The 24,660-nt window shown below is 54.5% G+C and carries 22 protein-coding genes; 11 read left to right on the top strand and 11 right to left on the bottom strand.

Annotated features, from left to right (window positions below):
* The first annotated feature begins 141 nt into the window (after window positions 1-141).
* Together IEX96_RS09930 and trpE are read left to right on the top strand one after the other, a co-directional pair.
* Window positions 142-2,055 (top strand): peptidylprolyl isomerase, encoded by a 1,914-nt coding sequence (locus IEX96_RS09930; RefSeq protein ID WP_188873859.1) that lies wholly within the window; start codon window positions 142-144, stop codon window positions 2,053-2,055.
* A complete protein-coding gene (trpE, locus tag IEX96_RS09925) occupies window positions 2,056-3,603 on the top strand; it encodes an anthranilate synthase component I (RefSeq protein ID WP_150005053.1) in 1,548 nt (515 codons plus the stop codon). It begins immediately after the preceding gene.
* Between the two features lie 19 nt (window positions 3,604-3,622).
* On the opposite strand, the gene IEX96_RS09920 is transcribed toward trpE, so the two are convergent.
* Window positions 3,623-4,828: a divergent polysaccharide deacetylase family protein gene (locus IEX96_RS09920; protein WP_188873858.1), complete on the bottom strand. Its 1,206-nt coding sequence runs from the start codon at window positions 4,826-4,828 to the stop codon at window positions 3,623-3,625.
* Between the two features lie 172 nt (window positions 4,829-5,000).
* Between IEX96_RS09920 and IEX96_RS09915 the strand changes: the two genes are divergently transcribed.
* From IEX96_RS09915 to lexA, 6 genes are read left to right on the top strand one after another with little or no spacing between them, the layout of a single operon-like run.
* Window positions 5,001-5,597, top strand: a complete 597-nt coding sequence (locus IEX96_RS09915; protein WP_150005055.1) for an anthranilate synthase component II — start codon at window positions 5,001-5,003, stop codon at window positions 5,595-5,597.
* 2 nt (window positions 5,598-5,599) lie between these two features.
* On the top strand, window positions 5,600-6,628 hold the full coding sequence (gene trpD / locus IEX96_RS09910) for an anthranilate phosphoribosyltransferase (RefSeq protein ID WP_150005056.1): 1,029 nt from the start codon (window positions 5,600-5,602) through the stop codon (window positions 6,626-6,628).
* Window positions 6,621-7,418, top strand: a complete 798-nt coding sequence (gene trpC / locus IEX96_RS09905) for an indole-3-glycerol phosphate synthase TrpC (protein ID WP_150005057.1) — start codon at window positions 6,621-6,623, stop codon at window positions 7,416-7,418. Before trpD ends, trpC begins: the two co-directional genes overlap by 8 nt.
* On the top strand, window positions 7,415-7,921 hold the full coding sequence (gene moaC / locus IEX96_RS09900) for a cyclic pyranopterin monophosphate synthase MoaC (RefSeq protein WP_150005058.1): 507 nt from the start codon (window positions 7,415-7,417) through the stop codon (window positions 7,919-7,921). The genes trpC and moaC overlap by 4 nt, the downstream gene beginning before the upstream one ends.
* The gene (locus IEX96_RS09895; RefSeq protein ID WP_188873857.1) at window positions 7,921-9,132 is read left to right on the top strand and encodes a molybdopterin molybdotransferase MoeA; all 1,212 of its coding nucleotides are present in this window, start codon (window positions 7,921-7,923) and stop codon (window positions 9,130-9,132) included. The genes moaC and IEX96_RS09895 overlap by 1 nt, the downstream gene beginning before the upstream one ends.
* 54 nt (window positions 9,133-9,186) lie before the next feature.
* Window positions 9,187-9,894: a transcriptional repressor LexA gene (gene lexA, locus IEX96_RS09890; RefSeq protein WP_150005059.1), complete on the top strand. Its 708-nt coding sequence runs from the start codon at window positions 9,187-9,189 to the stop codon at window positions 9,892-9,894.
* 105 nt (window positions 9,895-9,999) lie between these two features.
* Here lexA and IEX96_RS09885 read toward each other — a convergent pair whose 3' ends face one another.
* Entirely contained in the window at window positions 10,000-12,132 is a 2,133-nt protein-coding gene (locus IEX96_RS09885) for a ComEC/Rec2 family competence protein (protein WP_150005060.1), read from the bottom strand.
* 129 nt (window positions 12,133-12,261) lie between these two features.
* Between IEX96_RS09885 and gltX the strand changes: the two genes are divergently transcribed.
* The 3 genes from gltX to IEX96_RS09870 all read left to right on the top strand — a co-directional run bounded on the left by gltX (window position 12,262) and on the right by IEX96_RS09870 (window position 15,674).
* On the top strand, window positions 12,262-13,680 hold the full coding sequence (gene gltX, locus IEX96_RS09880) for a glutamate--tRNA ligase (RefSeq protein WP_150005061.1): 1,419 nt from the start codon (window positions 12,262-12,264) through the stop codon (window positions 13,678-13,680).
* An 84-nt stretch (window positions 13,681-13,764) separates the two neighbouring features.
* On the top strand, window positions 13,765-15,075 hold the full coding sequence (locus IEX96_RS09875) for a citrate synthase (protein ID WP_150005062.1): 1,311 nt from the start codon (window positions 13,765-13,767) through the stop codon (window positions 15,073-15,075).
* A 209-nt stretch (window positions 15,076-15,284) separates the two neighbouring features.
* Window positions 15,285-15,674 carry an RDD family protein gene (locus tag IEX96_RS09870; RefSeq protein WP_150005063.1) on the top strand — a complete coding sequence of 130 codons (390 nt, stop codon included), beginning with the start codon at window positions 15,285-15,287 and terminating at the stop codon, window positions 15,672-15,674.
* Between the two features lie 132 nt (window positions 15,675-15,806).
* On the opposite strand, the gene fabZ is transcribed toward IEX96_RS09870, so the two are convergent.
* The 9 genes from fabZ to pyrH form a co-directional block, all read right to left on the bottom strand.
* On the bottom strand, window positions 15,807-16,268 hold the full coding sequence (gene fabZ, locus IEX96_RS09865) for a 3-hydroxyacyl-ACP dehydratase FabZ (protein WP_150005064.1): 462 nt from the start codon (window positions 16,266-16,268) through the stop codon (window positions 15,807-15,809).
* A 56-nt stretch (window positions 16,269-16,324) separates the two neighbouring features.
* Window positions 16,325-16,885 carry an OmpH/Skp family outer membrane protein gene (locus IEX96_RS09860; RefSeq protein ID WP_188873856.1) on the bottom strand — a complete coding sequence of 187 codons (561 nt, stop codon included), beginning with the start codon at window positions 16,883-16,885 and terminating at the stop codon, window positions 16,325-16,327.
* Between the two features lie 20 nt (window positions 16,886-16,905).
* Window positions 16,906-19,206: an outer membrane protein assembly factor BamA gene (bamA, locus tag IEX96_RS09855; protein WP_229773652.1), complete on the bottom strand. Its 2,301-nt coding sequence runs from the start codon at window positions 19,204-19,206 to the stop codon at window positions 16,906-16,908.
* Window positions 19,207-19,337: 131 nt separating this feature from the next.
* Window positions 19,338-20,447 carry an RIP metalloprotease RseP gene (gene rseP, locus IEX96_RS09850; RefSeq protein WP_150005067.1) on the bottom strand — a complete coding sequence of 370 codons (1,110 nt, stop codon included), beginning with the start codon at window positions 20,445-20,447 and terminating at the stop codon, window positions 19,338-19,340.
* 11 nt (window positions 20,448-20,458) lie between these two features.
* Window positions 20,459-21,622 (bottom strand): 1-deoxy-D-xylulose-5-phosphate reductoisomerase, encoded by a 1,164-nt coding sequence (locus IEX96_RS09845; protein ID WP_188873855.1) that lies wholly within the window; start codon window positions 21,620-21,622, stop codon window positions 20,459-20,461.
* 15 nt (window positions 21,623-21,637) lie between these two features.
* Window positions 21,638-22,486 (bottom strand): phosphatidate cytidylyltransferase, encoded by an 849-nt coding sequence (locus tag IEX96_RS09840; protein ID WP_229773651.1) that lies wholly within the window; start codon window positions 22,484-22,486, stop codon window positions 21,638-21,640.
* Window positions 22,476-23,210, bottom strand: a complete 735-nt coding sequence (locus IEX96_RS09835; protein WP_150005069.1) for an isoprenyl transferase — start codon at window positions 23,208-23,210, stop codon at window positions 22,476-22,478. Before IEX96_RS09835 ends, IEX96_RS09840 begins: the two co-directional genes overlap by 11 nt.
* Window positions 23,210-23,767, bottom strand: coding sequence for a ribosome recycling factor (gene frr / locus IEX96_RS09830; RefSeq protein ID WP_149999428.1), 558 nt, complete (start codon window positions 23,765-23,767; stop codon window positions 23,210-23,212). The genes IEX96_RS09835 and frr overlap by 1 nt, the downstream gene beginning before the upstream one ends.
* Window positions 23,760-24,494 (bottom strand): UMP kinase, encoded by a 735-nt coding sequence (gene pyrH, locus IEX96_RS09825; RefSeq protein WP_150005070.1) that lies wholly within the window; start codon window positions 24,492-24,494, stop codon window positions 23,760-23,762. The genes frr and pyrH overlap by 8 nt, the downstream gene beginning before the upstream one ends.
* Window positions 24,495-24,660: the final 166 nt, after the last annotated feature.

The raw sequence follows: 24,660 nt of genomic DNA, 5'->3' as shown, positions 1-24,660 counted from the left end.
TTGCGGATACCTCTAGCAGCACCATAAGAAAACGCCAAGATCGGTGCACATTTGCTTTTATGGCGGCAAGCGATAAGATGCGCCGCCGCCTGCTCTTGTGGCAGATGTGCGACATATTCATTTCGGAGCGAGATACAGTTCATGCTCAGCGCAATTCGAGGCACTTTGGGTTCATTTGTCGTCCTGACACTTTTGGGGCTTTTGATCGCCAGTTTCGCCCTTTGGGGCATTCCCGACCTATTTTCCAATACCGGCGGACGCGCGGTGGTCACCATTGGCGATCAAGAAATCGATGTGGTTGAATTCGATCGGGCCTATGGCCAGCGTCTTCGCCAGATGGAAGCGCAGTTCGGGCAGGTGATCGACCGTGAACAGGCGGCGGCCATTGGCATCCCTCAGCAGGTGCTGCAACAACTGGTATCCGAACGCAGTTTCAATATGCATGCCAAAGAGCTTGGTTTGCGGGGCAGCAATCGGCAGGTGGTGACCACCATACACGAGGTGGAAGCTTTTGAGGGCTTTGACGGGCGCTTTGACCGCACGGCCTATGAAAACCAATTGGCCCAAGCCGGTGTGACACCCGGTGAATTTGAGACATCCTTGCGCAATGATCTGATGCGTCGTCAGTTGGTCGAGGCTTTGGTGGCTGCCAAGCCGGCCCCTGATGCCCTTGCCAAGTCCTTGTTCCGCTATCGCAATGAAAGCCGCAAAGCGACGATCCTGAGCGTATCTGCGCAAGAGGTGGGAACCGTAGATTTGCCCACAGAAGATGAGCTGCGCGCCGCTTTCGATGTTGAAAAAGGGCGTTTCATGACCCCGGCTTATAAAGTGGTGGCCGTGGCGGAAATTTCTCCCGCTTCTGTCGCCAAGCCCGATGAGGTGACGGACGAGGAACTGGAAGAGGGCTATGCGGCCCGTTTGGCCGAATTTCAGACGCCGGAACTGCGCGATGTCGATCTGGTTTCCTTTGGCGTGAACGACAAGGAATTGGCTGAAACATTCGTATCCCGCATTGAAGCAGGCGAGCCCTTCGACACTGTTTTGAGCGATATGACGGATTTTCAGCCGGATGAAATCGCGCTTGGCGATATGAGCCATAGCGATATCGAGCAAGATTATAATACCAAAGTGGCCGATGCGGTGTTTGCCCTGACAGAACCGGGCCTCAGCGCGCCCGCCCAAAGTGTGTTTGGCTGGCATATCTTCCGTGTTCGCTCAATTACCGAGCCGGTCAACCGTCCGTTGGATCAGGTGGCCAATATCTTGCGTCAGGAAATTGCCGAAGAAAAAGCCCTTGATGCGGTTTATGATGTCTCCGTTGAGGCAGAAGAAATGTTGGCACGTGGTGCGGGCTTGCAAGAAATCGCCACCAATCTTCAGCTTGTTTTTGAACAGGCCACTGTTTCGAGAGAAGGTCTGTTGCAGACGGGCGGCGTTGTACAAGGGGCGATTTCCCGCCATTTGTCGGATGTCTGGGCGCTTGAAATCGACGAACCCGTCATGCTGGAGCCAACCGATGATGGCGGCTTTACCTTGATGGATGTCACTGATGAAATCCCACCGCAGCAGCGCCCCTTTATCGAGGTGCAAGATCAGCTCCGTGAGAATTTGATCGCTGAGCGCCAGCTTGCCAAGGCAGGGGAAAAGGCTGAAGAGCTTGCCCAATCCTTGCGGTCGGGCGAACCGATTGCGACTTTGGCCGAAACGGCAGGTGCGGATCTGTTGGAAACCGATTGGATCACCCGCTCCGGCATTGGCCGGTCCAATCAGGTGGCGCCGATTGTGGGTCGCTTGATGTTCCAGATGCCCGTGGGTGATGTGGCTGTGGAACGCGCCGCATCGGGCGATGGCTATGTGGTGGTGCGCCTTGATGATAAAAAACCGGGCAATCCGCAAACCGATGCTGCTGAATATGAAGCCCTTCTGGATAGCCTGAGCACAGCCATGCTCAATGATGCACTGGTGCAATATGAAAGCGCCTTACGCAAAGACTATGGCGTTGAGGTGAATACCAATTTATTGCAACAAGTGATCAATCCGCAAGGGGCGCTCTAGGTGCTTGATGTCTTTCCGTCGCAGCCAAAGGCACAAACGCTTTACGACAACGGCACCGCACAGGTTCTTTCCACCCGGTTGGTTGCAGATCTTGAAACACCGATTTCCGCCTATTTGAAGCTGACAGGCGGACAATCGGGCAGTTTCTTGCTGGAATCGGTGGAAGGCGGTGCTGTGCGGGGCCGCTATACCATCATCGGTTTTTCCCCCGATATTCTGTGGCGGTGCACGGGCAACAAGGCAGAGATCGCCCATCTTCAGGAAGGTCTGGCAGCCAAGGACGCTGTGTTTGAAACACAAGATCTGGATGCCCTGCCCGCCTTGCGCCAGCTTTTACGCAGTTCGCTGATCGATCTGCCCGAAGATCTGCCGCCCATGGCTGCGGGCCTTGTGGGTTATATGGGCTATGACATGGTACGCCTGATGGAAGACCTTGGGCCGGGTAATCCCGATCCCTATGGCCTTCCCACCGCATTGTTCGTGCGCCCCACCGTGATGGCGATTTTCGATTCCGTTACCGATCGCATCACCCTTGTCACGCCAATCCGCCCCAAGGCCGGTATATCGGCGACCGAGGCTTATGAACGCGGTGTCGAGCGGCTTCAATCCGCAGTCACGGCCCTGGAACGGCCCCTCCCCATGATGGATGTGGCCGAAGATCAGCCCGCATCGGATGGACCGGCGGATATCACCAGCCATACTGGGCTTGAGCGCTATCGGGAGATGGTGGCCTCTGCCAAGGAGCATATGGCTGCTGGCGATATTTTTCAGGTGGTTCTGGCCCAGCGCTTTTCCGTGCCCTTCACCCTGCCGCCCTTTGCCCTGTATCGCACTTTGCGGCGCTTGAACCCGTCGCCATTTCTTTATTTCCTGAATTTCGATGAAGCCGCCTTGGTGGGGTCGTCCCCGGAAATTCTGGTGCGGTTGCGGGATAATGAGGTCACTATTCGCCCCATTGCCGGCACCCGTCCGCGCGGGAAAGACACACAAGAAGATGAGGCACTGGCCGCCGATCTGTTGGCCGACCCCAAAGAACTGTCCGAGCATTTGATGTTGCTCGATCTGGGGCGCAATGATGTGGGGCGGGTGTCGATTCCCGGCAGTGTTCAGGTGACACAACGCAATCTCGTCGAGAAATATTCCCATGTGATGCATATCGTGTCCAATGTAACCGGCACACTGGATTCCGATCATTATGATGCCGTGGCCGCCCTGGAAGCAGGATTTCCTGCGGGAACGGTTTCCGGAGCGCCTAAAATCCGTGCCATGGAAATCATCGATGAACTGGAAAGCGAAGGTCGCGGCCCCTATGCCGGTGCTGTTGGCTATTTCGCGGCAAATGGCAGCATGGACACCTGCATTGTCTTAAGAACGGCGGTGGTAAAAGATGGCACCATGCATGTTCATGCGGGCGCCGGGCTTGTGGCCGATAGCGTGCCGGAATCGGAACATCTGGAATGTGAAAACAAGGCGCGTGCCTTGTTCCGCGCCGCTGAAGAGGCCGTACATTTCGCCGCCAAGCCGGGGCGCGGCCCAAAGCTGAGCTGAGCCTCGCTTTTCATAAAAATCAGGGTGTTGCCATGCCGGTGCCGTGATTTGGGGTGGCGGCAAATCGTTTTTGGCGATTTTCCATGCGTGTCACAGCCGCGCTCAAGGGCAAAAGAACCAGCCCCCGCTTTTTCGCATCGGGCAACCAACGGGCAATGGCCTTGATGGTTTGCGGATGCGGATGACCGATTCCGATGGCCAGACCTGTTCGTCTTGCAAGGCGTTCCATATCGTCGAGATTCTGGATCACGCTTTGTGCGGTTTGCTCATTATCCAAAAACACATCACGGGCGATATTGGGAACGCCCATTTCCGCGGCTTTTTTCTGGGCAACCGTGTTGGCGGTGGTGCGGGAATCGAGAAAGAGCAAGCCTCGCTCCTGTAGGTTTTGCATCACCATTTCCATGGCTTTCGGGTTTTCCGTCAACCGGCTGCCCATATGGTTATTGACCCCGACAAAGTCTGTGAAGCGCTCCAGATTCCACTGCAAGCGGCTTTGAAACTCTTGCTCATTCAGCGCCCCCAACAAAGCCATTGGCCCCGGATCTGCGCTATCGCCTTGCGGTTCCATAGGCAAATGCACCATCAGCTCATGGCCAGCTTTTCGGGCCGCAGCGGTTTGTTCAGGCAAATGATCGGCATAGGGCAAGAAGGATAATGTCAAAGCCCCGTCCAATTTGATCAACTTTTTGGTGGCCGAATGGTTGAGCCCCACATCATCAATCACCAGTACAATGGCCGGTTTTGAATCCGCATCTTTCGGGGGGGGCGCCGCAAAACGCCTCCATGCGGGCCGTGTGGGTGGCGGATCAAGCGGTGTGATATGCGGGCTTGCATTTGATCGGTTGGCAATCCGGCTGTCGCCTTGCGGGCTATCATCGAAAACCATTTGCGGAGGCGTGATGAGCGAAGGCGCGGGGCGCGTTTCCCTTTCCATCCCTATTTCGGTTTCACGGGGGGGATGTACGCCGGTCAGTTGGGACAAGGCGACCAAAATAAGGCCCAGAACCAGCAAAGCCCCGAAAACGCCGGCCCATTGTGCCAGACGCCCGGTAAAGTTCTGCCCATGCTGCGAGATCGCCCGAAGGCGCTGCGCAAAATGGGGCCACCAAGCACGACGCGCAGGCTTTGCCCTGCTGCCAGATGGCCGGGATGTCCTTCGCCCGAACCCGGCCTGCCTGGACGGGGTTTTGGCCTTTCCCTTATTGTTGCGCTTGGCTTTCACACAATTTCCATTTTTTGGAAGAGAAAAACAGCCGTTCTTCCTACTGGTTCATTTGACCCGAGACTGGTAAAGACTTCGTTGGTAAAGCACCAGCCCATAGAATAGCTTTGTCAAAATATGCCGGCAAGGCATGCAGGATGGCCCTGCTCATCGTAAAGAGAGTGTCAGATTAATGTATCTTTTGATCGATAATTACGACAGCTTCACGTTCAATTTGTATCATTATCTTGGTGAATTGGGGGCCGATGTCGAGGTGGTGCGCAATGATGCGCTGACGGTTTCGGATGTTCTGGATAAAATCCGCCCGCAAGGCGTTATTATCTCTCCCGGCCCCGGCGAGCCAAAAGATGCGGGCATCACCGAAGCCCTGATCCGCCAATCTGCAGCATGCCTTCCGATTTTGGGCGTGTGTCTGGGCCATCAGGCCATTGGCGAAGTCTTCGGCGGGAAGGTGGTGCGGGCACCAAAGGTGATGCACGGCAAGGTAAGCGCCATGCGCCATGATGGTGCGGGCGTATTCAAAGACCTACCCTCGCCTTTCAATGCCACGCGCTATCATTCTTTGGTGATTGCCGAAGATGGCTTCCCCGAAGATCTGGAGATCACAGCGCGGTCCGATGATGGCTTGATCATGGGTTTACAGCACAAAACGCATCCGGTTCACGGGGTGCAATTTCACCCTGAAAGCATCGCATCGGAGCATGGGCATAAAATTCTCGAGAATTTTCTCACCCTTGCAAATGCTTATGCCGCCCTACAAATTGCGTGACCATGACGATGTTTAAATCATATATCGAGAGAGTTGCCGAAGGGCAGTCTCTTAACCGGGAAGAGGCACGCGAGGCGTTCTTGTTCATCATGTCGGGAGCAGCCAGCGATATCGAGATCGCGGCTTTTCTGGTGGCCTTGAAAACGCGCGGCGAAAGTGTCGAGGAAATTGCTGGCGGGGCCGATGCCATGCGCGCCCATGCCCTGCCCTTATCGGCACCAGACAAGGCGGTGGATACCTGTGGCACCGGGGGTGATGGTCTTGGCACCTATAATATTTCCACGGCGGCGGCGATCGTTGCGGCGGCGGCGGGTATTCCTGTGGCAAAGCATGGCAATCGGGCGGTGTCGTCCAAATCCGGCTCTTGCGATGTGCTGGAACAGCTTGGGGTGTGTGTGGACGGCCCTGTGGAGCGGGTTCAGGAATCCCTTGACCAGCTAGGCATCTGTTTCTTGCTGGCCCCACGCCATCACGGGGCCATGCGCCATGTGGCTCCGGTTCGCAAAGCCTTGGGCATGCGCACCATCTTTAATATTTTGGGGCCATTGACCAACCCTGCCGGGGCGAAACGGCAGTTGATCGGCGTTTATGATGCTCGCTGGCTGGAGCCCATGGCCAAAACCTTGGGCCTTTTGGGCTCGCACCATGTGTGGGTGGTGCATGGCAGCGATGGCCTTGATGAACTGACCGTCACCGGCGAAAGCATGGTGGCCTGTTTCAAAGATGGTACGCTCAGCCGCTTTACTGTGCGCCCCGAAGATGTGGGGCTACGCCGCCATTCCCTTGATGCCTTGAAGGGCGGCAATGCCGCTTATAACGCACAGGCCTTGCACACCGTTTTGCGTGGGGAGCCATCGGCCTATCGTGATATTGTTTTGCTCAATGCAGGCGCTGCTTTGCTGGTGGGCGATCACGTTGACACTTTGGCAGAGGGTGTGGCTCTCGCGGCCTCCGTAATCGATAGCGGAAAGGCGCAAGACCGTCTTGCTCAATGGGCAGCTTTTACAAAGGGCGAAACCGCGCATGTCTGATGTCTTGACCCGCATTTGCAAGGATAAACGCCAGCATATTGCGCGTTGTAAGGAAACGGTTTCTTTGGCCGATCTGGAAGCCCGCATCCGTAATGGCTTGCCGCCCCGGGGCTTTTTCGATGCCTTGATGAGCACCTATAGCGCTGGCCGCACCGGCCTGATTTGCGAAATAAAAATGGCCAGCCCTTCCAAGGGCCTGATCCGCGCCGATTTCGATCCGGCCCAGCTTGCCCGTGCTTATCAGGCCGGAGGCGCAAGCTGCCTGTCGGTCTTGACGGACGAACCATATTTCATGGGCTGCGATGACTATCTCGTCAGCGCCCGTAATGCCTGCAGCTTGCCGGTCTTGCGCAAAGATTTCATGCTTGATCCCTATCAGGTAACAGAGGCACGGGCCTTGGGGGCGGATTGTATCTTGCTGATCATGGCGGCGCTTGATCCTGCCCAGGCCGACGATTTGGCACAGGCGGCCTTATCTTTGGATATGGATATTCTGGTCGAGATTCATGACCGCTCGGAACTGGAAATGGCCTTGAATATTCCGTCTAGGATGATCGGGATAAACAACCGCAATCTCAAGACCTTGAAGGTGGATCTTCAGACAACGATCGATTTGGCTCAGGATATTCCAGAAGACCGGCTGGTGGTCGCGGAATCCGGCCTCTTCACCAAAGATGATCTGGATCGCTGCGCGGATGTGGGGGTAAACACTTTCCTGATCGGTGAATCCTTGATGCGGCAACAGGATGTGACTGTCGCCACCCGCCAATTGCTTGGGGAAACCGCATGAGCACAGACCCACAAAGCCCCAAAGGCAAAGGGACGCGCTTGACCCATCTGGATGAAAAAGGCGCCGCCCATATGGTGGACGTGTCGCAAAAACCGGTCACAACCCGCAAGGCCACGGCCAAAGGTGTGATTGAAATGACGGCAGCCACACGGGATCTGGTGATGGCCTCGGCCTTAAAAAAAGGCGATGCGTTGGCCACCGCCCGGATCGCGGGGATCATGGCTGCAAAGCGCACGGCGGATCTGGTGCCGCTGTGCCATCCTTTGTCCTTAAGCGCTATTCGCGTAGACTTCAAAGCATGCGCCGAAGGGATCGACATTACCGCGACTGTCTCCACATGCGAGCGGACCGGTGTTGAAATGGAAGCCCTGACAGCGGTAAGCGTTGCGGCCCTGACCCTTTATGATATGGCGAAGGCTGTGGAACGCAGCATGCATATTGGCCAAATCCGCCTTGTCAGCAAAGAAGGCGGGGCTTCTGGCGATTATCACGAGACAGCCTGATGTTATCCGTTGAAGACGCGCGCACCCGTATTCTTTCCGCCCTTTCCCCTGTGGGAGAAGAAGTGGTGGCACTCAGTGCAGCGGCAGGACGTGTATTATCCGCACCTGTGATTGCCCGCCGCACCCAGCCGCCCGCAGATTTTTCCGCCATGGACGGTTATGCCGTCCGCAGTACAGAATGTGCGGTGCTGCCAGCAAGCCTGACAGTCATTGGGGAATCCCGTGCCGGATTGGGCTATGATAAAGCCGTGGAACCCGGACAAGCTGTGCGGATTTTCACCGGTGCTCCCCTGCCTGAAGGGGCCGATGCGGTGGTCATTCAGGAAAATACCGAAAAGAAGACAGACCAGTCGGTGCAGGTGCTGCATAAGGTGGCCATGGGCGACCATATCCGCCGGGCCGGGATCGATTTTAACGAAGGCGACAGGGTGCTTGAGGCAGGGACAGGCCTGGAGCCACGTCATATCGCCCTTGCCGCTGCGGCCAATGTGCCTTGGCTATCGGTGGTACGAAAACCGCGGATTGCCCTTCTTTCCACGGGCGATGAACTGGTGCGACCCGGTGAGCCTTTGGGGCGTGACGGCATTATCGATGCCGTGGGCCCGGCGCTTTCCGCCATGATCCGTGCGCGCGGCGGCGTTGTGCACTCTCTGGACATCGCCAAGGATCGGCACGAGGCATTGAAAGCCGCAGCAAATGCGGCCAAAGGCTGCGATATGCTGGTGACCATAGGCGGGGCCAGCGTCGGGGATTATGATCTGGTGCGCGATGCCTTTGGCAAAGAAGGCTTGGCGCTCGATTTCTGGAAGATTGCCATGCGTCCCGGCAAGCCGATGATTTTTGGGCGGCTTGGTGCGACGGCTATGCTGGGGCTTCCGGGAAACCCGGTGTCCGCCCTTGTGTGCGCATTGTTGTTCATGGGACCTGCCATTGACCGGCTATCGGGCCGCTCGCCCCGTATGCCCCTGCGTTTGCCGGCAATATTGGGCGCAGCTTTACCGGAAAACGGCCCCCGTGAAGCCTATTTGCGCGCCAGTTTGGAAGCTGGAAATAATGGCCTGTGTGCCACCCCTTTCCCTCAGCAAGACAGCAGCATATTGAGCGGGTTTGCCAATGCCGATGCCCTGATTATCCGCCCACCTTTTGCCCCAAAGTCCCAAGCTGGAGACAAGGCAGAAGCCCTGCTTTTGGATGCAAGCATTGGTTCTTGACAGGATGTTCCCGTGAACTAATATAGAACATAACAGAAACACGGGGCGCATCCAATGCTTACAGCCAAACAGCACCAGCTTCTTTTGTTCATCCATAGCCGCTTGTCGGCGGATGGCGTTTCGCCTTCTTTCGATGAAATGAAGGATGCTTTGGGCCTGAAATCGAAATCCGGCATTCATCGCCTGATTACCGCATTGGAAGAGCGCGGTTTTATCCGTCGTTTACCCAACAAAGCTCGCGCATTGGACATTGTGCGCATGCCCGATGGCATTGGCGATGCTGGCAATACACAGACATCGGCCAATGTGGTGCCGTTTAGTGCTCCTGCAAAGCCGGAAGCACAGCCTTCCCATGGCCGGGATCAGTCGCCCGCATCGGATCAGGTGGATATTCCCCTTCATGGGCGCATCGCTGCAGGAACACCCATCGAGGCATTAGAGGCTGTAGACAGCTATATCACCGTACCGCAAAGCATGTTCGGAACCGGCGACCATTTCGCACTGACCGTCGATGGCGACAGCATGATCGAAAGCGGTATCATGGATGGCGATACGGTGGTGATCAAGGGCTGTGAAAGCGCTCAGGATGGTGAAATCGTGGTTGCCTTGGTGGACGATCAGGAAGCCACGCTCAAAACCTTGCGCCGCGCTGGCCGCGATGTGGAATTGATCCCCTCGAATGCCAGCCATAAAACCCAGCGTTTAGCGGCAGAGCGGGTGAAAATCCAAGGCCGCCTTGTGGGTCTTTTGCGCCGATATTAAGCGATCATAATGTGGCATCAGGGCTTATATGCCCTGACTTCAATGCTTCTTTGCAACGCACCAAATCTTTCCCGCCACACGGACTTGGCCTATAGGCTATAAAAATCACCGGTTTTGCACCCAAGGGCGTTGGCCGCGCACTTGGCGAACGGACCGGCTTTTGATGTCATCGCCATTAATCCACAGGGCATAAGCTCCATCGCGCCACACATCGAAGCGGTCGATGATTTTGGATGGTGCGGGGCAATTCTGGCGCACCGGAATGGCCGCAATTAAAAGCGTTGCGGTTTGGCAGTCTTCGCGCAGTGCTTCAGGGGTAAATGCAAAGCTGATCCTGTGTGGCGCCTCCCCAAGGCTACACCCAAATCGATCGCAACGAACCGGCGGGGGCTTGTTCATGGTGCTGGTGCTCCACAAATAAACCGATGAGGCACCGATCATCGCCGTCCATTGCTCGCGGCTATATCGGGCTTTGCTCATGGTTGAAACCGCCAGACCATCAGATGTACGGGCGGCGAACAAATCCGCATCGCGGCTGATCAACAGATCGGGGGGCTTGCTGGCGGCCAGAATGGCCACCGCGCCACAAAAAAACGGCACGGCCAGCAGCCGAAGAGGCCGTGTCTTCCATAATGCTAGGCATAAGACACCAAGGGTGAAAAGCATCGGGACAAAGGCTGGAACGCTCCGCACGACGATTTCCGCGCCGGGAAAGCCTGAAACCTGATGAGCGGTGCTCAAAATCCCGGAAATGGCAAGGCCCATAAGGTCCAATACCGGCCCATCCACCCCAAAGGGCATCAGCAACAAAGCCAATAATCCCAAAGGCATCACCACAAAGGCCATCAACGGAACGGCTACCAGATTGGCAATCAGGCCATAGCTGGTCAGCTGATTGAAATGATAGGCGGAAAAAGGAGCAATAGCGGCTTCGGCAATCAGGGTCGTTAAAACCACTCCAAGAAAATACAAAGCCATCCGCTTGCCAAGCCCTGCCCGTCGACGCCAAGGGGCAAGCTTGGGAGCCAGCACCTCATAAGCCGCCACAAGGGCGGTGACGGCAGCAAAAGACATTTGAAAACTGACCGACAGCAATGCCTCTGGCGTAGCGACTAAAATCACCAAGGCCGATAACGCCACCACACGCAAAGAAATGGGCTGCCGTCCTATCAGCAAAGCCAGCAAAACAATGCTGATCATCAAGAACGCGCGTTGGGTGGGAATGGTGGCCCCGGCCAGCCAAAAATACGCAAAAGCCACCAGCCACGCCATCATGGCGGCGGCCTTCCTTGTATCAAAGCGCAGGGCGATGGCCGGAATGGCGGCGGCACCCAGACGAATCAGAAAAAAGGCCGTGCTGGCCACAAGCCCAAGATGCAAGCCGGAAATGGCCAAAAGATGAGCCAATCCCGCTATACGCATAGCTTCCACATCATCTTCCGCCATATAGCCGCGCAAGCCGGTAAGCAAAGCTGCCGCAATTCCCCCTGCCCCATTGTCCAGCCGCATTGTGGTCCGATGGGCGATATATTGACGCAATCCATTCACCCAATTGGTGAGGCTACGCGTGTTGGGCCTTTCCAGAATCGCAAGATCCGTAACGGCAAACCCCACGCCACCAATGCGCTTGAACCACGAATCGCGGGCAAAATCGAAGGCATAAGGGGCAACGGGATCAGGCGGAGGGGACAAAATCGCCCGCAGGGAAACGCGGTCCCCTGCGGTCACATCATGGCTATCTGTGCGAACCGTAATGCGCACGCGCTGCGGCGTGTCCTCAAGAGCCAGCGTTTTTATCTTTAAGGCGTCCAACAAAATCCGCACATGGCCATTATCTTGTGGCTCCACGGCTTTCACAGTGCCTTCCACCGAAAAACGATGTGATCCATCAATGATTTGCGGGGCAGCAACCCTGTCATTGCGCCATTGGGCAAGGCCAAGGCCGCTCATAAAGATCATAAGGGCAATGAAGGAGAGCCTGATGCCGGATTGGCTTAAAACCACAGCGGCAAATGCCACGCACAGGCCCAAAATGACGACCAAACCGGGCGGTTCAATGGGCAAAAGGAAATATCCGCCGATTCCCAAAGCCAAAAACACCGGCGTCCATAACAGCCAATGCTCTCGTTCCGAAAGAATGGATTCTTCTAAAATTCTTTTAATTTCAAGTGGATGAGAGAAGCCTGCCACGTGATCGACGGCGCGCGATACAGCGATATGGACAGGGCTCTTTGTCACTTTGCAATCAATGTGCTAGAAGGCCACGCGGTCGCATGTCAGCGTTCAGCCTTGGGGTGGATGCGGATCTGTGCAGCCTGCAACGTATCTGTCTGTTAGTCTAACCAAATATGAGAGATTTTGAAGAGCATGGGTTCCCCCTCCACGCCTGTTGTGACTCGTTTTGCGCCGTCTCCCACCGGCTTTTTGCATATTGGTGGTGCCAGAACCGCATTGTTTAACTGGTTATTTGCCCGCCATCATCAGGGCAAATTCTTGTTGCGAATCGAAGATACCGACCGCAAACGCTCCACCGATGAAGCCATAGAAGCGATCCTTGATGGCATGAAATGGCTGGGCCTTGATTGGGATGGGGATGCGGTATCTCAGGCCTCACGGGCCGACCGCCACCGCGAGGTCGCCAAGAGCTTGCTGGAATCGGGCCATGCCTATCGCTGCTTTGCCAGCCAGGAAGAGGTGCAAGCCGCCCGCGAAGCCGCCCGGGCTGCGGGTAAGTCTTTGCGCTTTGATAGTCCGTGGCGCGATAAACAACCGGACGATGCTCCGCAAGATGGCAGCTTTGTGGTGCGTTTCAAGGCGCCGCGCGCTGGCGAAACAGTGATTGAAGACCAGGTTCAAGGGCGCGTGCGTGTTTCCAACGATGAATTGGACGACATGGTGCTTTTGCGCTCAGACGGTTCGCCCACCTATATGTTGTCGGTGGTTGTGGATGACTTCGATATGGGTGTTACCCATGTCATTCGTGGTGACGACCATCTCACCAATGCCTTCCGACAGGTTCAGCTTGTTCGCGCTATGGGCTGGGAGCCACCGATTTATGCGCATATTCCGCTGATTCATGGCGCGGACGGTAAAAAGCTGTCCAAACGTCATGGAGCCTTGGGCGTCGATGCGTACCGCGATATGGGGTATCTGCCCGAAGCCTTGAGAAATTATCTGCTGCGCCTTGGCTGGGGCCATGGGGACACGGAGCTTTTGTCCACCGAAGAAGCCATTCGCCTGTTTTCCCTTGAAGGCATCGGCAAAGGGGCAGCGCGCTTCGATTTCAAGAAGTTGGCAAACTTCAATGGACACTATATCCGTGAAGCAAACAATGAACATCTTGTTGAATTGACAGAGCCATTGCTTGCCGCGCATTTTAACCGCGCATTTGATGATGCGGACAAGGCTGTGCTGACCAAAGCCATGCCGGGATTGAAAGAGCGGGCCAAAACACTCGTCGAGTTGGGTGAAAGCGCTCACTTCCTTTTCAAGTCCCGTCCGCTTGAAATGAATGACAAGGCGACAAAAATTCTGGATGACGCCTCACGGGCCGTTCTCGCATCTGTCGCACAACGATTGGAAGCTGTAGAGGATTGGACGGCATCAAGCCTGGAAAGTGCCGTTCAAGACTTCGCACGATCCGCAGATATAAAATTGGGTAAGGTTGCGCAGCCCATGCGCGCAGCACTTACGGGAAGCAATGTTTCGCCCGGCATTTTCGACGTTTTGGAAGTGCTTGGGCGTGATGAAAGTTTGGGGCGTTTGCACGACCAGTCGTCTCTTTAAGAGAAGACCATGTGTCGATTGGCAATTCTGCCAAAATCGCAACGCTCCAAATCGGTAGCAGTCTAGGGTAAGGAGAAATTCCCTATGAGCAAGAATTCCGCTCAAGGCACACAAGGCCCCTCTCTTTCGCTGAATGGTGAAGGTGTGGGCATCGAACTGCCGCTCAAGTCCGGGACAGTCGGCCCAGAGGTCATTGATATCAGGAAGCTGTACGCCAAAACCGGGAAGTTCACCTATGATCCGGCTTTCACCTCAACGGCGAGCTGCGAATCAAAGATCACCTATATCGACGGGGACAAAGGTGAATTGCTCTATCGTGGATATCCGATCGAGCAATTGGCCCAGAACAGCGATTTCATGGAAGTGTCTTATCTGCTTTTGAATGGCGAATTGCCAACGAAAGAGCAAAAAGACACATTCATGCACGACATCACCTATCACACGATGGTGCATGAGCAGTTGAACCACTTTTTCAGTGGCTTCCGCCGCGATGCCCATCCAATGGCCATCATGGTGGGCGTGGTTGGCGCCCTGGCGGCCTTCTATCATGACAGCACAGACATCTCCGACGAGCGTCAGCGGATTATTGCCAGCTATCGCATGATCGCAAAAATTCCGACCATTGCGGCGATGGCCTATAAATATTCTGTGGGCCAACCCTTTAGCTATCCCCGGAACGATTTGTCTTATGCGGGCAATTTCCTGCATATGATGTTCTCCGTGCCATGTGAAACATACAAAGTCAGCCCAACCTTGGAACGGGCAATGGATATGATCTTCACGCTGCATGCGGATCATGAACAAAATGCCTCCACCTCCACGGTCCGGTTGGCCGGTTCTTCTGGCGCCAATCCCTTTGCCTGTATTTCTGCCGGCTGCGCCTGCCTTTGGGGCCCCGCTCATGGTGGCGCCAATGAAGCTGCTCTGAAAATGCTGGAAGAAATTGGTACGCCAGACCGTATCCCGGAATATATTGAACGTGCCAAAGACAAGAACGATCCCTTCCGCCTGATGGGCTTTGGTCATCGGGTTTATAAGAATTACGATCCGCGGGCGACGGTTTTGCGTAAAACCGCCCATGAGGTTCTCAATGAACTTAACATCAAGAACCCACTTTTTGATGTAGCACGAGAACTTGAGAAAATTGCTCTGGAAGACGAATATTTCGTCGAAAAGAAACTCTACCCCAATGTGGATTTCTATTCAGGCATCATTCTATCGGCCATGGGCTTCCCGACCTCCATGTTCACGGTCTTGTTCGCCGTAGCCCGCACCGTTGGCTGGGTGGCGCAGTGGAACGAAATGATTTCGGACCCGGTTCAGCGCATTGGCCGCCCACGTCAGCTTTATACAGGCGCAACGCGGCGGGATTATATCCCCATGGACAAACGCTGAAGCGTTCTGCGTCGATTGCAATAATGAAAACACCGGCTGTCATGAATGGCCGGTGTTTTTTTATGGACAGAGCACCGGCCATTCCGATGATCTGTATCAGAGCGTAGGTAAACGCCTCATTATACAAATAAAAATGGGGATATTCTTATGAAAAAGATTCATCAGGATCATGCACTTCAACCTCCAGCAGGATACATCTATGCCAGTTGATGGCGCCAATCATCGATTTTATTATTTTGCTTTTCATCAGTCTTCTTATTGGCCTCGTTTTTGGTGTCGTTTTGAGTATCTTGGGAAGCGAGCAAGAAGCCATTGAGCTATATTCGAATATCGTTGGGGGTGTTGTTGGCTGGCTTTATTTTGCCCTCATGGAAAGCTCGGAAAAGCAGGCCACGCTCGGCAAGGCGGCCATCGGCATTAAAGTAACCGATATGAATGGCCAGCGGATTTCTTTCCTACGCGCCATAGGGCGGCATTTCGGAAAAATACTCAGCACGATTATATTGATGATCGATTATGTGGTGATCTTGTTTACAAAGCGCAAACAAGGCCTTCACGACATGATCGCCGGCTGTCTTGTCTTAAAGGAGCGCAAATAATCCTGAAGATGGTGGCAAAGCCGGAAAATTGGCTTCGCCATTGATTGTTCTTTCAAAACACATCGCATAAATAAGCCGCCGATCCTGTTGATCGACGGCTTATTATTTAGGTTAAAAACAAGAACGGTCGTTTTAGTTTTCTTTCTCTTTCTCCAAAAGCATCGCCGCAATTGTCGCCTGCGCGACAACCGCGCCTTCTACCTTCGCCACGCAATTAAAGCGCCAAACATTGCCGCGTGCCCGGTCTTTACTCACCTCCAGATGCAAAACATCCCCGGGAACCACCGGTTTACGGAAGCGGGCATTGTCGATGCTCATGAAATAAACAAGCCGCCCTTCCCCTTCTTCTCCCATGGTGTGAACCACGAGAATGCCGCAGGTTTGCGCCATGGCCTCAATGATCAAAACACCAGGCATAACCGGGCGTTCGGGAAAGTGGCCGGGGAAAAACGGTTCGTTGATGGTGACATTCTTGATGCCAGTTGCACGCTCACCCGGTTCAATATCGCGCACACGATCCACCAGCAGGAAGGGGAACCGGTGTGGAATCTTGCGAACGATGTCACCGATCTCAAGCGTATCAAGCGTATCCATCCTAAGCTCTTACCTTATTTGTGAGAGACAGCATAAAAAGTGATGGTCTTCGCCGGTCAGTTGGACGTAGCGGACGCGGTTTTGGGAAGAGAAACATCAAAGCTCGGCATGGTTTCGTCCAGCTTCTCGATCACTTCTGTCGTCACATCAAGGCCCGATGCATGATGCGAAACCAAGGCTTTATCCAGAACCATATTGGCCCCTTTGGCTTCCATGATTTCTCGCACGATGGGGCGCAAAGAGCGCTGAACTTCCAGATTGGCCTGTTGCATGGCCTGGCCGCTTTGGCGGTCAATCTGCTGCAATTCAGCCTGGCGCTGTTGCGCCTTTTGCTGGAATGCACGAACGCGCTCGTTAAAGGCATCCTGGCTGATGATGGACCGCTGTTTAGCCAGCTCTTCTTCTTCCGTTGACAATTCTTGCTGAACCGCACGGGCCCGGCCTTCCAGATCAACGCGGAAAGATTGCGTCTGAGCAGCAATGTCCTTGCCTACGAGCGATTCCCGCGACACCCGATCGAAATCAACCACAATGATTTTCGAATTGGGAACGGATTGCGCATGGGCCGATCCCACAAGGAACAGCAAGCCGATGGTAAGAAACAGATTACGAAGCACGATAGGTCCTCCCTTATACATTAGAAGCTAGTTCCAACATTAAATTGAAACGATTTTGTGTCATCAAATGGTTGGCTCTTCAAAATCTTGGCAAAATCGATACGGAACGGCCCGAAAGGCGATTCCCACGCAACACCAAGACCAACCGAAACGCGTGGTTCCGCAGTGTCACCAAACACTGCCTCACCTTCGAAGTCGAAATCATTGCTCAATTCGAACAAAGATGCGGCATCCAGATACAGGCTGGCCTGAACGCCCATTTCACGCGCGGCTTCACCCAAAGGAAGGAACAATTCGGCCGTTCCCTGATAGAAAGCCTCACCCCCGATGAAATCGGGGCGAAGGCCGGCGATCGGGTTACCATCATCATCCAGAAGAACAGCCGCAGGGCCAAGACCAGCCGTATCAAAGCCACGCACTTTGGGGCCGCCGAGGAAGAAACGGTCATTGATGCGAATATCCTGACCAAGCCCCCGGATATAGCCACCTTCTGCGCCCAAGCGCCCGTAGAAGCCCCAGATCAGCGGAACGAATTTATCATAATCCAGGCGGGTCCGAAGATAAAAGATATCGCCGCCCAAACCAGCAAGATCCTGACTGAATACGGCCCGTTGGCCACGGGTGGGCCGCAAGGGATGGTTGAGGCTGTCATAGATCAGGCTATAGCCGAACAAGGACGTAATATTATCGCCAAGCTGATCACGAATGAAACGGGACGTTCTGTTCGGATCGATATTGCCAATATCCACCAAATCGCGCCGGATGGAATAACGCAAGGCCAAGACCGCACGTTCTGCAATGGGAAGACCAAGGCGGAAGGAAATACCGGTGGTGGTGGTCTGGAAGCTACTGAATTGGCTCTGTTCAAGATTGATCTGGAACAGATCGATCCCTGCCGAAATATTGCGTCCCAAGAAGCGCGGTTCTGTAAAACCGACATCAATCTGCTGACGCAAGCTGGACAGCGAGAAATTCAACCGCAATTCCTGCGCACGTCCCAAAAGATTCCGTTCCCGAATGCTGAACTCGAAAATGAAGTTTTCCAGACTGGAAAAAGCAGCACCAAGGGACAATTCACCGGTTGCATCTTCTTGCAAGCTCACATCAAGGACCAAACGGTCTTCGCGGCTCCCGGGAAGCTGTTCCACCTCTGACTCACGGAAGAATCCCAAAGACTGGATGCGCTGACGAGAGCGTTCCATCTTTGAAAGATTGAACGCATCGCCTTCCACAAGGCGGAATTCACGGCGAACCACTTCATCACGGGTACGCACATTGCCATGCACAGCAATACGCTCCACATAAACGCGCGGCGCGTCCAGCACCCTGAAGGTGATATCCAGCGTTCTGGTTTCCCGGTTTTTGCGCGGCATGGGCCGCACATTGACAAAAGCATACCCCAACACACCGGCCGCATTGGTCAGCCGATCCACCGTGTCGGTGATTCTGTCCAGATTATAAAGCTGGCCTTCGCGCATCCCGAGAAAAACACGGAACAGCCCTTCATCGATGTCGCGGATTTCACTTTCCACATCGACGGTGCCGAAATGATAAATCTCGCCTTCTTCCACAACGAAGGTGACGATAAAATCTTCCCTGTCCGGGGTCAGCTCGGCCGTAGCAGAAATCACCCGGAAATCCGCATAGCCATTATTGAAGTAAAACCGGCGAAGCTGTTCGCGGTCAAAGGCCTGACGATCGGGATCATAGGTATCGTTCGATCCAAAAAGCCGCCACCAACGCGCTTCCGTGGTGGCAAGCTGTTCGCGCAAATCCTTGTCGGAAAAGGCCGTATTTCCGATAAAATTGATCCGCCGGATCTTACTTTTCGGCCCTTCCGAAATTTCGAAGATCAAATCGACGCGGTTTTGCGGAAGCTGCACCACCTTTGGTTCGATCACAGCAGCAAAGCGCCCGGACCGTTGGTAAAGGTCCAGCATGCGCTGTACGTCGGCCTGCACTTTGGCACGGGTGAAAACAATACGCGGGCGCAATTGCACCTCGGCACTCAGTTCTTCATTATCCAGCCGTTTATTTCCGTCGAAAATAATGCGGTTGATAATGGGATTTTCCGTGACCTGAATCACCAACGTATTGCCGTTGCGGTCGAAGGAAACGTCCGCGAACAGCCCGGTTGCAAACAACCGTTTCAGGCTGTCATCCAATCTTTCGGGATCAAATGGGTCACCGACCCGAACCGAAAGATATGAGACAACCGTGGCTGGCTCAATACGTTGAATCCCGGAAACCGCGATTCCTTCAATCCGCCCTTCCCCCGAAGGAAAAGGAGCAGACCCTTGCGCTTTGACGGAGGCTGGCACGGCCAAAGGCCCTAAGCAGCCAATCACAAACAGAAACGCAAGCACCCGGACAAGCAAGATCGAACGCAATTTCACAGACCTTTTATAATAATTGAAATTCATAACGGATGCGTGCGCACACTGTCGTAAGGCTACAAAGATTGCAAGTCGTTCAAGGTCAGAAAAAGCATTAGCCCGATAATAAGGGCAAAGCCGACCATATATCCCATCTCCTGAATTCGGGCATTAACCGGCGATCCTTTGATGGCCTCGAACAGATGAAACAACAGATGTCCACCATCCAGCATAGGAATGGGAAACAGGTTCACAAGCCCCAAATTGATGGAAATCAGCGCCACAAACTCGATAAAGGCCAACCACCCCAATGACGCTTGCTCACCCGTCACTTTAGCAATTTTCACCGGACCGCCAAGATCGTCAAGAGAGCGAATCCCCATAATCACCTGCCCGGTCGCCGTCAGCATCATTCGGGCCATGGTCAGGGTTTCCGAAACGGAATCACCAAAGGCTTCGATGGGCCCGACTGTGCGAATCTCTGTTGGCGCATCCAGCTGCACCCCTAGCAATCCGCGCCGATATTCATTCCCGAAACGGTCGACTTGCAGGTCTTCAGCAAGGGTCACGCGGCTATCCATGCGCTGCCCGTGCCGTTGAAACGTGATATCCACGGCCATTTTTGGGTAAAGTGACACTGTGCGCACCAGATCACGCACATCTTCGATTTTATGCCCCGCTACGGAAAGGATGCGGTCCCCTTCCTGCAGGCCTGCAGCTTGCGCAGGCATATCTGGCGCAAGCCCGGCAACAATGGGGGGCTGCACCGGCTGTCCATAGCTCATGAACAGGCCGAAATAGATGAGAATGGCAAACAGGAAATTGATCAGCGGACCGGCGGCAACGATCGCCGCCCGTTGCCCCACGGGCTTGAAGTGAAAACACACGGCACGCTCTTCAGCGCTTAGGGTGCTGTCCAGATTGGCCGCTCCCTTGCTGGCCGCATCGGCATCACCGAAAAACCGCACATAGCCGCCCAAAGGGAGAAGGCTGATTTTCCAGCGGGTCCCGCTTTTCGCCGTCCAGCCGTAAATTTCCCGTCCAAATCCAATGGAAAACACCTCGACCCGCACTTTGAAAAAGCGCGCGACGATATAATGGCCCCATTCATGTACGAAAACCAATATGGTGAGCGCCAACAGAAAGCTGAGAATCGTAAAAATCAGACCGGGGCCATCGGTTTCCATCGTCTATGTCCCTATGCCAACGCTTTGATGCATATATCCGCTTGGGCGCGGGCGCGGGCATCCATATCATAGATGCCTTCCAGGCTGTCCGGCTCGCTATGCGGAAACGCGGCTAAACAATCCTCGACCACAGATGTGATATCCAAAAAGCCGATGCGCCGATCCAGAAAAGCCGCAACGGCGATTTCGTTGGCGGCATTCAGGATTGTCGGTGCGAATCCCCCCTGACGCAAAGCCTCACGAGCCATGCGCAAGGCCGGGAATTGCGTGTCATCGGGAGCCTCGAAATCCAGCCGCGAAATTTGTGCCAGATCAAGCCGCTTCACAGGGGCTGGCATCCGCGCTGGCCATGCCAAAGAATAAGCGATGGGCGTGCGCATATCCGGGCTGCCAAGCTGCGCCAAAACCGATCCATCAACATATTCCACCATGGAATGGATCACCGATTGCGGGTGGACAAGGATTTCTATCTTATCTTCGGGAAGTGGGAAAAGATGATAAGCTTCAATCAGTTCCAGCCCTTTGTTCATCATCGTGGCAGAATCGATAGAGATCTTCGCGCCCATGGCCCAATTGGGATGCTTCACCGCCTCTTCTGGTGTGACCGTTGCCAAGCTGTGGCGCGGGCGGGTGCGGAATGGCCCTCCGGAAGCGGTGAGGATAATTTTCGAAACGCCTTCTGAGCGGACAAAATCAAAGACCTGAAAAATCGCATTATGTTCGGAATCGACGGGTAAAATGGTTGCGCCGCACTCTTTCACGGCTTTCATCACCAGATCACCGGCACAAACCAGACATTCCTTATTGGCAAGGCCAACCATCGCCCCACGTTTGACCGCTGCCAATGTGGGGGCAAGGCCCGCTGCACCGACAATCCCGGCCATCACCCAATCGGCGGGCTCTTGTGCGGCATCCACCAAAGCCTGCGGCCCAGCGGACACCTTGATGCCACTGCCTGCCAATGCCTCTTTGAGCGCCGTATAGTGATCCGGATCAGCAATCACTGCATGCTCGGCACCAACGCGCCGCGCCTGTTCAGCCAATTTGGCCACATTTTTGTTGGCTGTAAGCGCCACAACGCGCCACTGATCGGGGTTCGCTTCAATCAGATCAAGGGTATTGCACCCGATCGATCCGGTGGACCCCAAAATTGTAATACTGCGCGTCTCGTTCATTAAAGTGCCTATCTTTTAATTATAAAGCGCGACAGCCAGCGCCACCACTGGAGCCACGAAAACCAAACCATCAACCCGATCAAGCACACCCCCGTGCCCGGGGATGATTCGGCCAGAATCTTTTACCCCAAATCGCCGTTTCAACGCGCTTTCCACAATATCACCGGCCTGCCCCACAATGGCCAACAAGGCTCCCAGACTGGCCAAAAGCACGATTGAACCAAGGTCGAACCATATGGCCCCGATAAACCCAGCCAATGCGGCAAGCGCCATACCACCAATAAGGCCAGACCATGTCTTGTTGGGGCTAATTTGTGGCACGAGTTTGGCACCCCCCACGGATCGGCCAACAAAATAGCCGCCGATATCCGTGCCCCACACCACCAAAAGCACCCACGCCACAAGCCATAAGCCGTTTTCAGCCCCGCGCAGCCAATAAAGGGCATAAAGCGGTGTCCAGCAATAAAGGGTCGCCAGCCCCAGCCAGATAACCGGACGTGCTGATTTAAAAAAGGCACCGAACAACAGAAAATACAGGGACAATCCAACAGTTACCCCGGCCCATTGTGGCAACAACATATCAACTGGCAGCAGGATAAAGCCCACAACAAGCATCAGATTAAGCGCAAGAAAAAGCCCCAGATCCCGTTTTGGCAATCCAATGATCTGCCCCCATTCCAGGATCATCAAAATCCCCACAAGGCTTAAAAGCCCTGCGAACCAGTCTCCGCCAAGCCAAACCGCCGCCAACGCCAAGGGGATCAAAATCAGGGCAGACGCCACCCGCGTCATCAAATGCGATGGGGCACTTTGTACGGGGATGGCCTGCCCCTCAAGGCTTTGCTCGTCGCTGCTACCGTCCACCAAAACGTCGCTCCCGTCTTTGATAATCCGCAATGGCATCCTTAAGGGTCTGCTCGTTAAAATCAGGCCAGAGCACATCGAGAAACAGCAATTCCGCATAAGCCGATTGCCAAAGCAAAAAATTGCTCAGACGTCGCTCGCCGCTGGTGCGGATAACCAGATCAGGATGCGGCAGATCAGACAATTGTAGATGCGACGCCAAAAGGTCATCGGTTATGTCATCAGGGGTCAAATCGCCCTTTGCCACTTTCGCTGCCAAAGTCTGGCAGGCCGCAACGATTTCCGACTGCGATCCGTAATTCAATGCAATCACAAGGGTCAGGGTCTGGTTCCGGGCTGTCAGGGTTTCGGCAGCCGAGATCATTTTTTGCAAATCCGGAGAGAGTTTGGACACATCCCCCATAAACCGCAAACGCACATCGTTTTTATGCAGATCATCTATTTCGCGCCGCAAATAAAGGCGCAAAAGCCCCATAAGGTCTTCGATCTCGTCGGCGGGCCGTTTCCAGTTTTCCGAAGAAAACGCATAAAGCGTAAGAACGGACACCCCTTGCGAAATGCAGCCCTTCACGGCCCGGCGCACAGCTTCGGCGCCGCGCCGATGCCCCATGGCGCGGGGAAGATGGTGCGCAGACGCCCATCGGCCATTGCCGTCCATGATAATGGCGACATGGCGCGGAATGACCGCACTGGCACTGTCTATTGTCGGCTGAACAGAGGCCATCAGACCTGCATGATCTCCTTTTCCTTATGGCTGAGAATCTCATCCACCTGCGCGATATGATCGTCTGTCAGCTTCTGGATGCGCTCAGACCATTTCTTGGCATCATCTTGTGCCAAATCACCGTTCTTTTCGCTCTTTTTCACACCATCCATACCATCGCGGCGCACATTGCGAATGGCAACTTTGGATTGCTCGGCATATTTCGAAGCCACTTTCGACATTTCCCGCCGACGTTCTTCATTCAATTCAGGAACGGGAATCCGCAAAGTCGATCCTTCGGTCATGGGATTGAGGCCCAGTCCGGAATTGCGAATCGCCTTTTCTACAGCGCTCACATTGCTGCGGTCCCACACCTGCACGCTAAGCAAACGCGCTTCCGGTGTTGATATGGTCGCAACCTGATTGATGGGCATGGCCGCGCCATAAACATCCACCATAACAGGGTCCAGCATGGCTGTATTGGCGCGCCCGGTGCGCAATCCTGCAAAGTCCTGACGCAAGGTTTCAACTGCGCCATTCATCCGACGTTCGAGATCTTTGATATCGGGCTCAGCCATTGGTTCCGTCCTCCTCACCAACAATCGTGCAAGTGCCTGACCCGTCTAAAACGCGCGCCAGCTCTCCCTTGCTTTGAATTGAAAAAACCAAAATAGGAATGTTGTTCTCACGACACAAGCTGACAGCCGAAGCATCCATGACCTGCAAATCCTGCCGCAAGACATCCATAAAGCTCAGGCTTTCATATCGCTCTGCCGTGGGATCTTTTTTCGGGTCTGCTGTATAAACACCATCCACCTGCGTGCCTTTCAATAAGGCATCGCACGACATTTCGGCGGCCCGCAAGGCGGCGGCTGTGTCTGTGGTGAAGAATGGATTACCGGTGCCGGCCGCGAAAATAACCACCCGGCCCTTTTCCATATGCCGAATGGCGCGGCGGCGAATATAAGGCTCGCACACGCTAGACATGGGAATGGCAGACAAAACACGGGTGTGAATCCCTTGTTTTTCAAGGCCGTTCTGAACGGCCAAGGCATTCATCACCGTGGCCAGCATGCCCATATAATCGGCCGAAGCACGGTCAAACCCACTGGCGGCAGCGGAAAGCCCGCGAAAAATATTTCCTCCGCCAACCACCAGACAAATCTCGGCGCCCAGATCGCGCGCTTCACTAATATCCTCGGCTACACGGTCGATCACCGAAGGGTCAATGCCATATGCATTATCACCCATCAGCGCCTCGCCGGACAGTTTAAGCAACACACGCTTATATTTGGGAGAGGCCATTATACGCACTTCCATCTGCCTGGGGGATATATGGATCGACTGAATATCGGATCAGCAGCTTAACCGTAGTTTCGGTGTCTTGCCACCAGCGAAAACAGCAATCCTGATGATTTTTTTCCGAAAAAAACCCGGAGGCAAATATGCCACCGGGCTGGATTGTTTCATG

It is taken from the genome of Iodidimonas muriae (genome assembly GCF_014647255.1).
Classification (GTDB): domain Bacteria; phylum Pseudomonadota; class Alphaproteobacteria; order Sphingomonadales; family Rhodothalassiaceae; genus Iodidimonas; species Iodidimonas muriae.
This window is presented reverse-complemented; position numbering and strand designations above follow the sequence as displayed.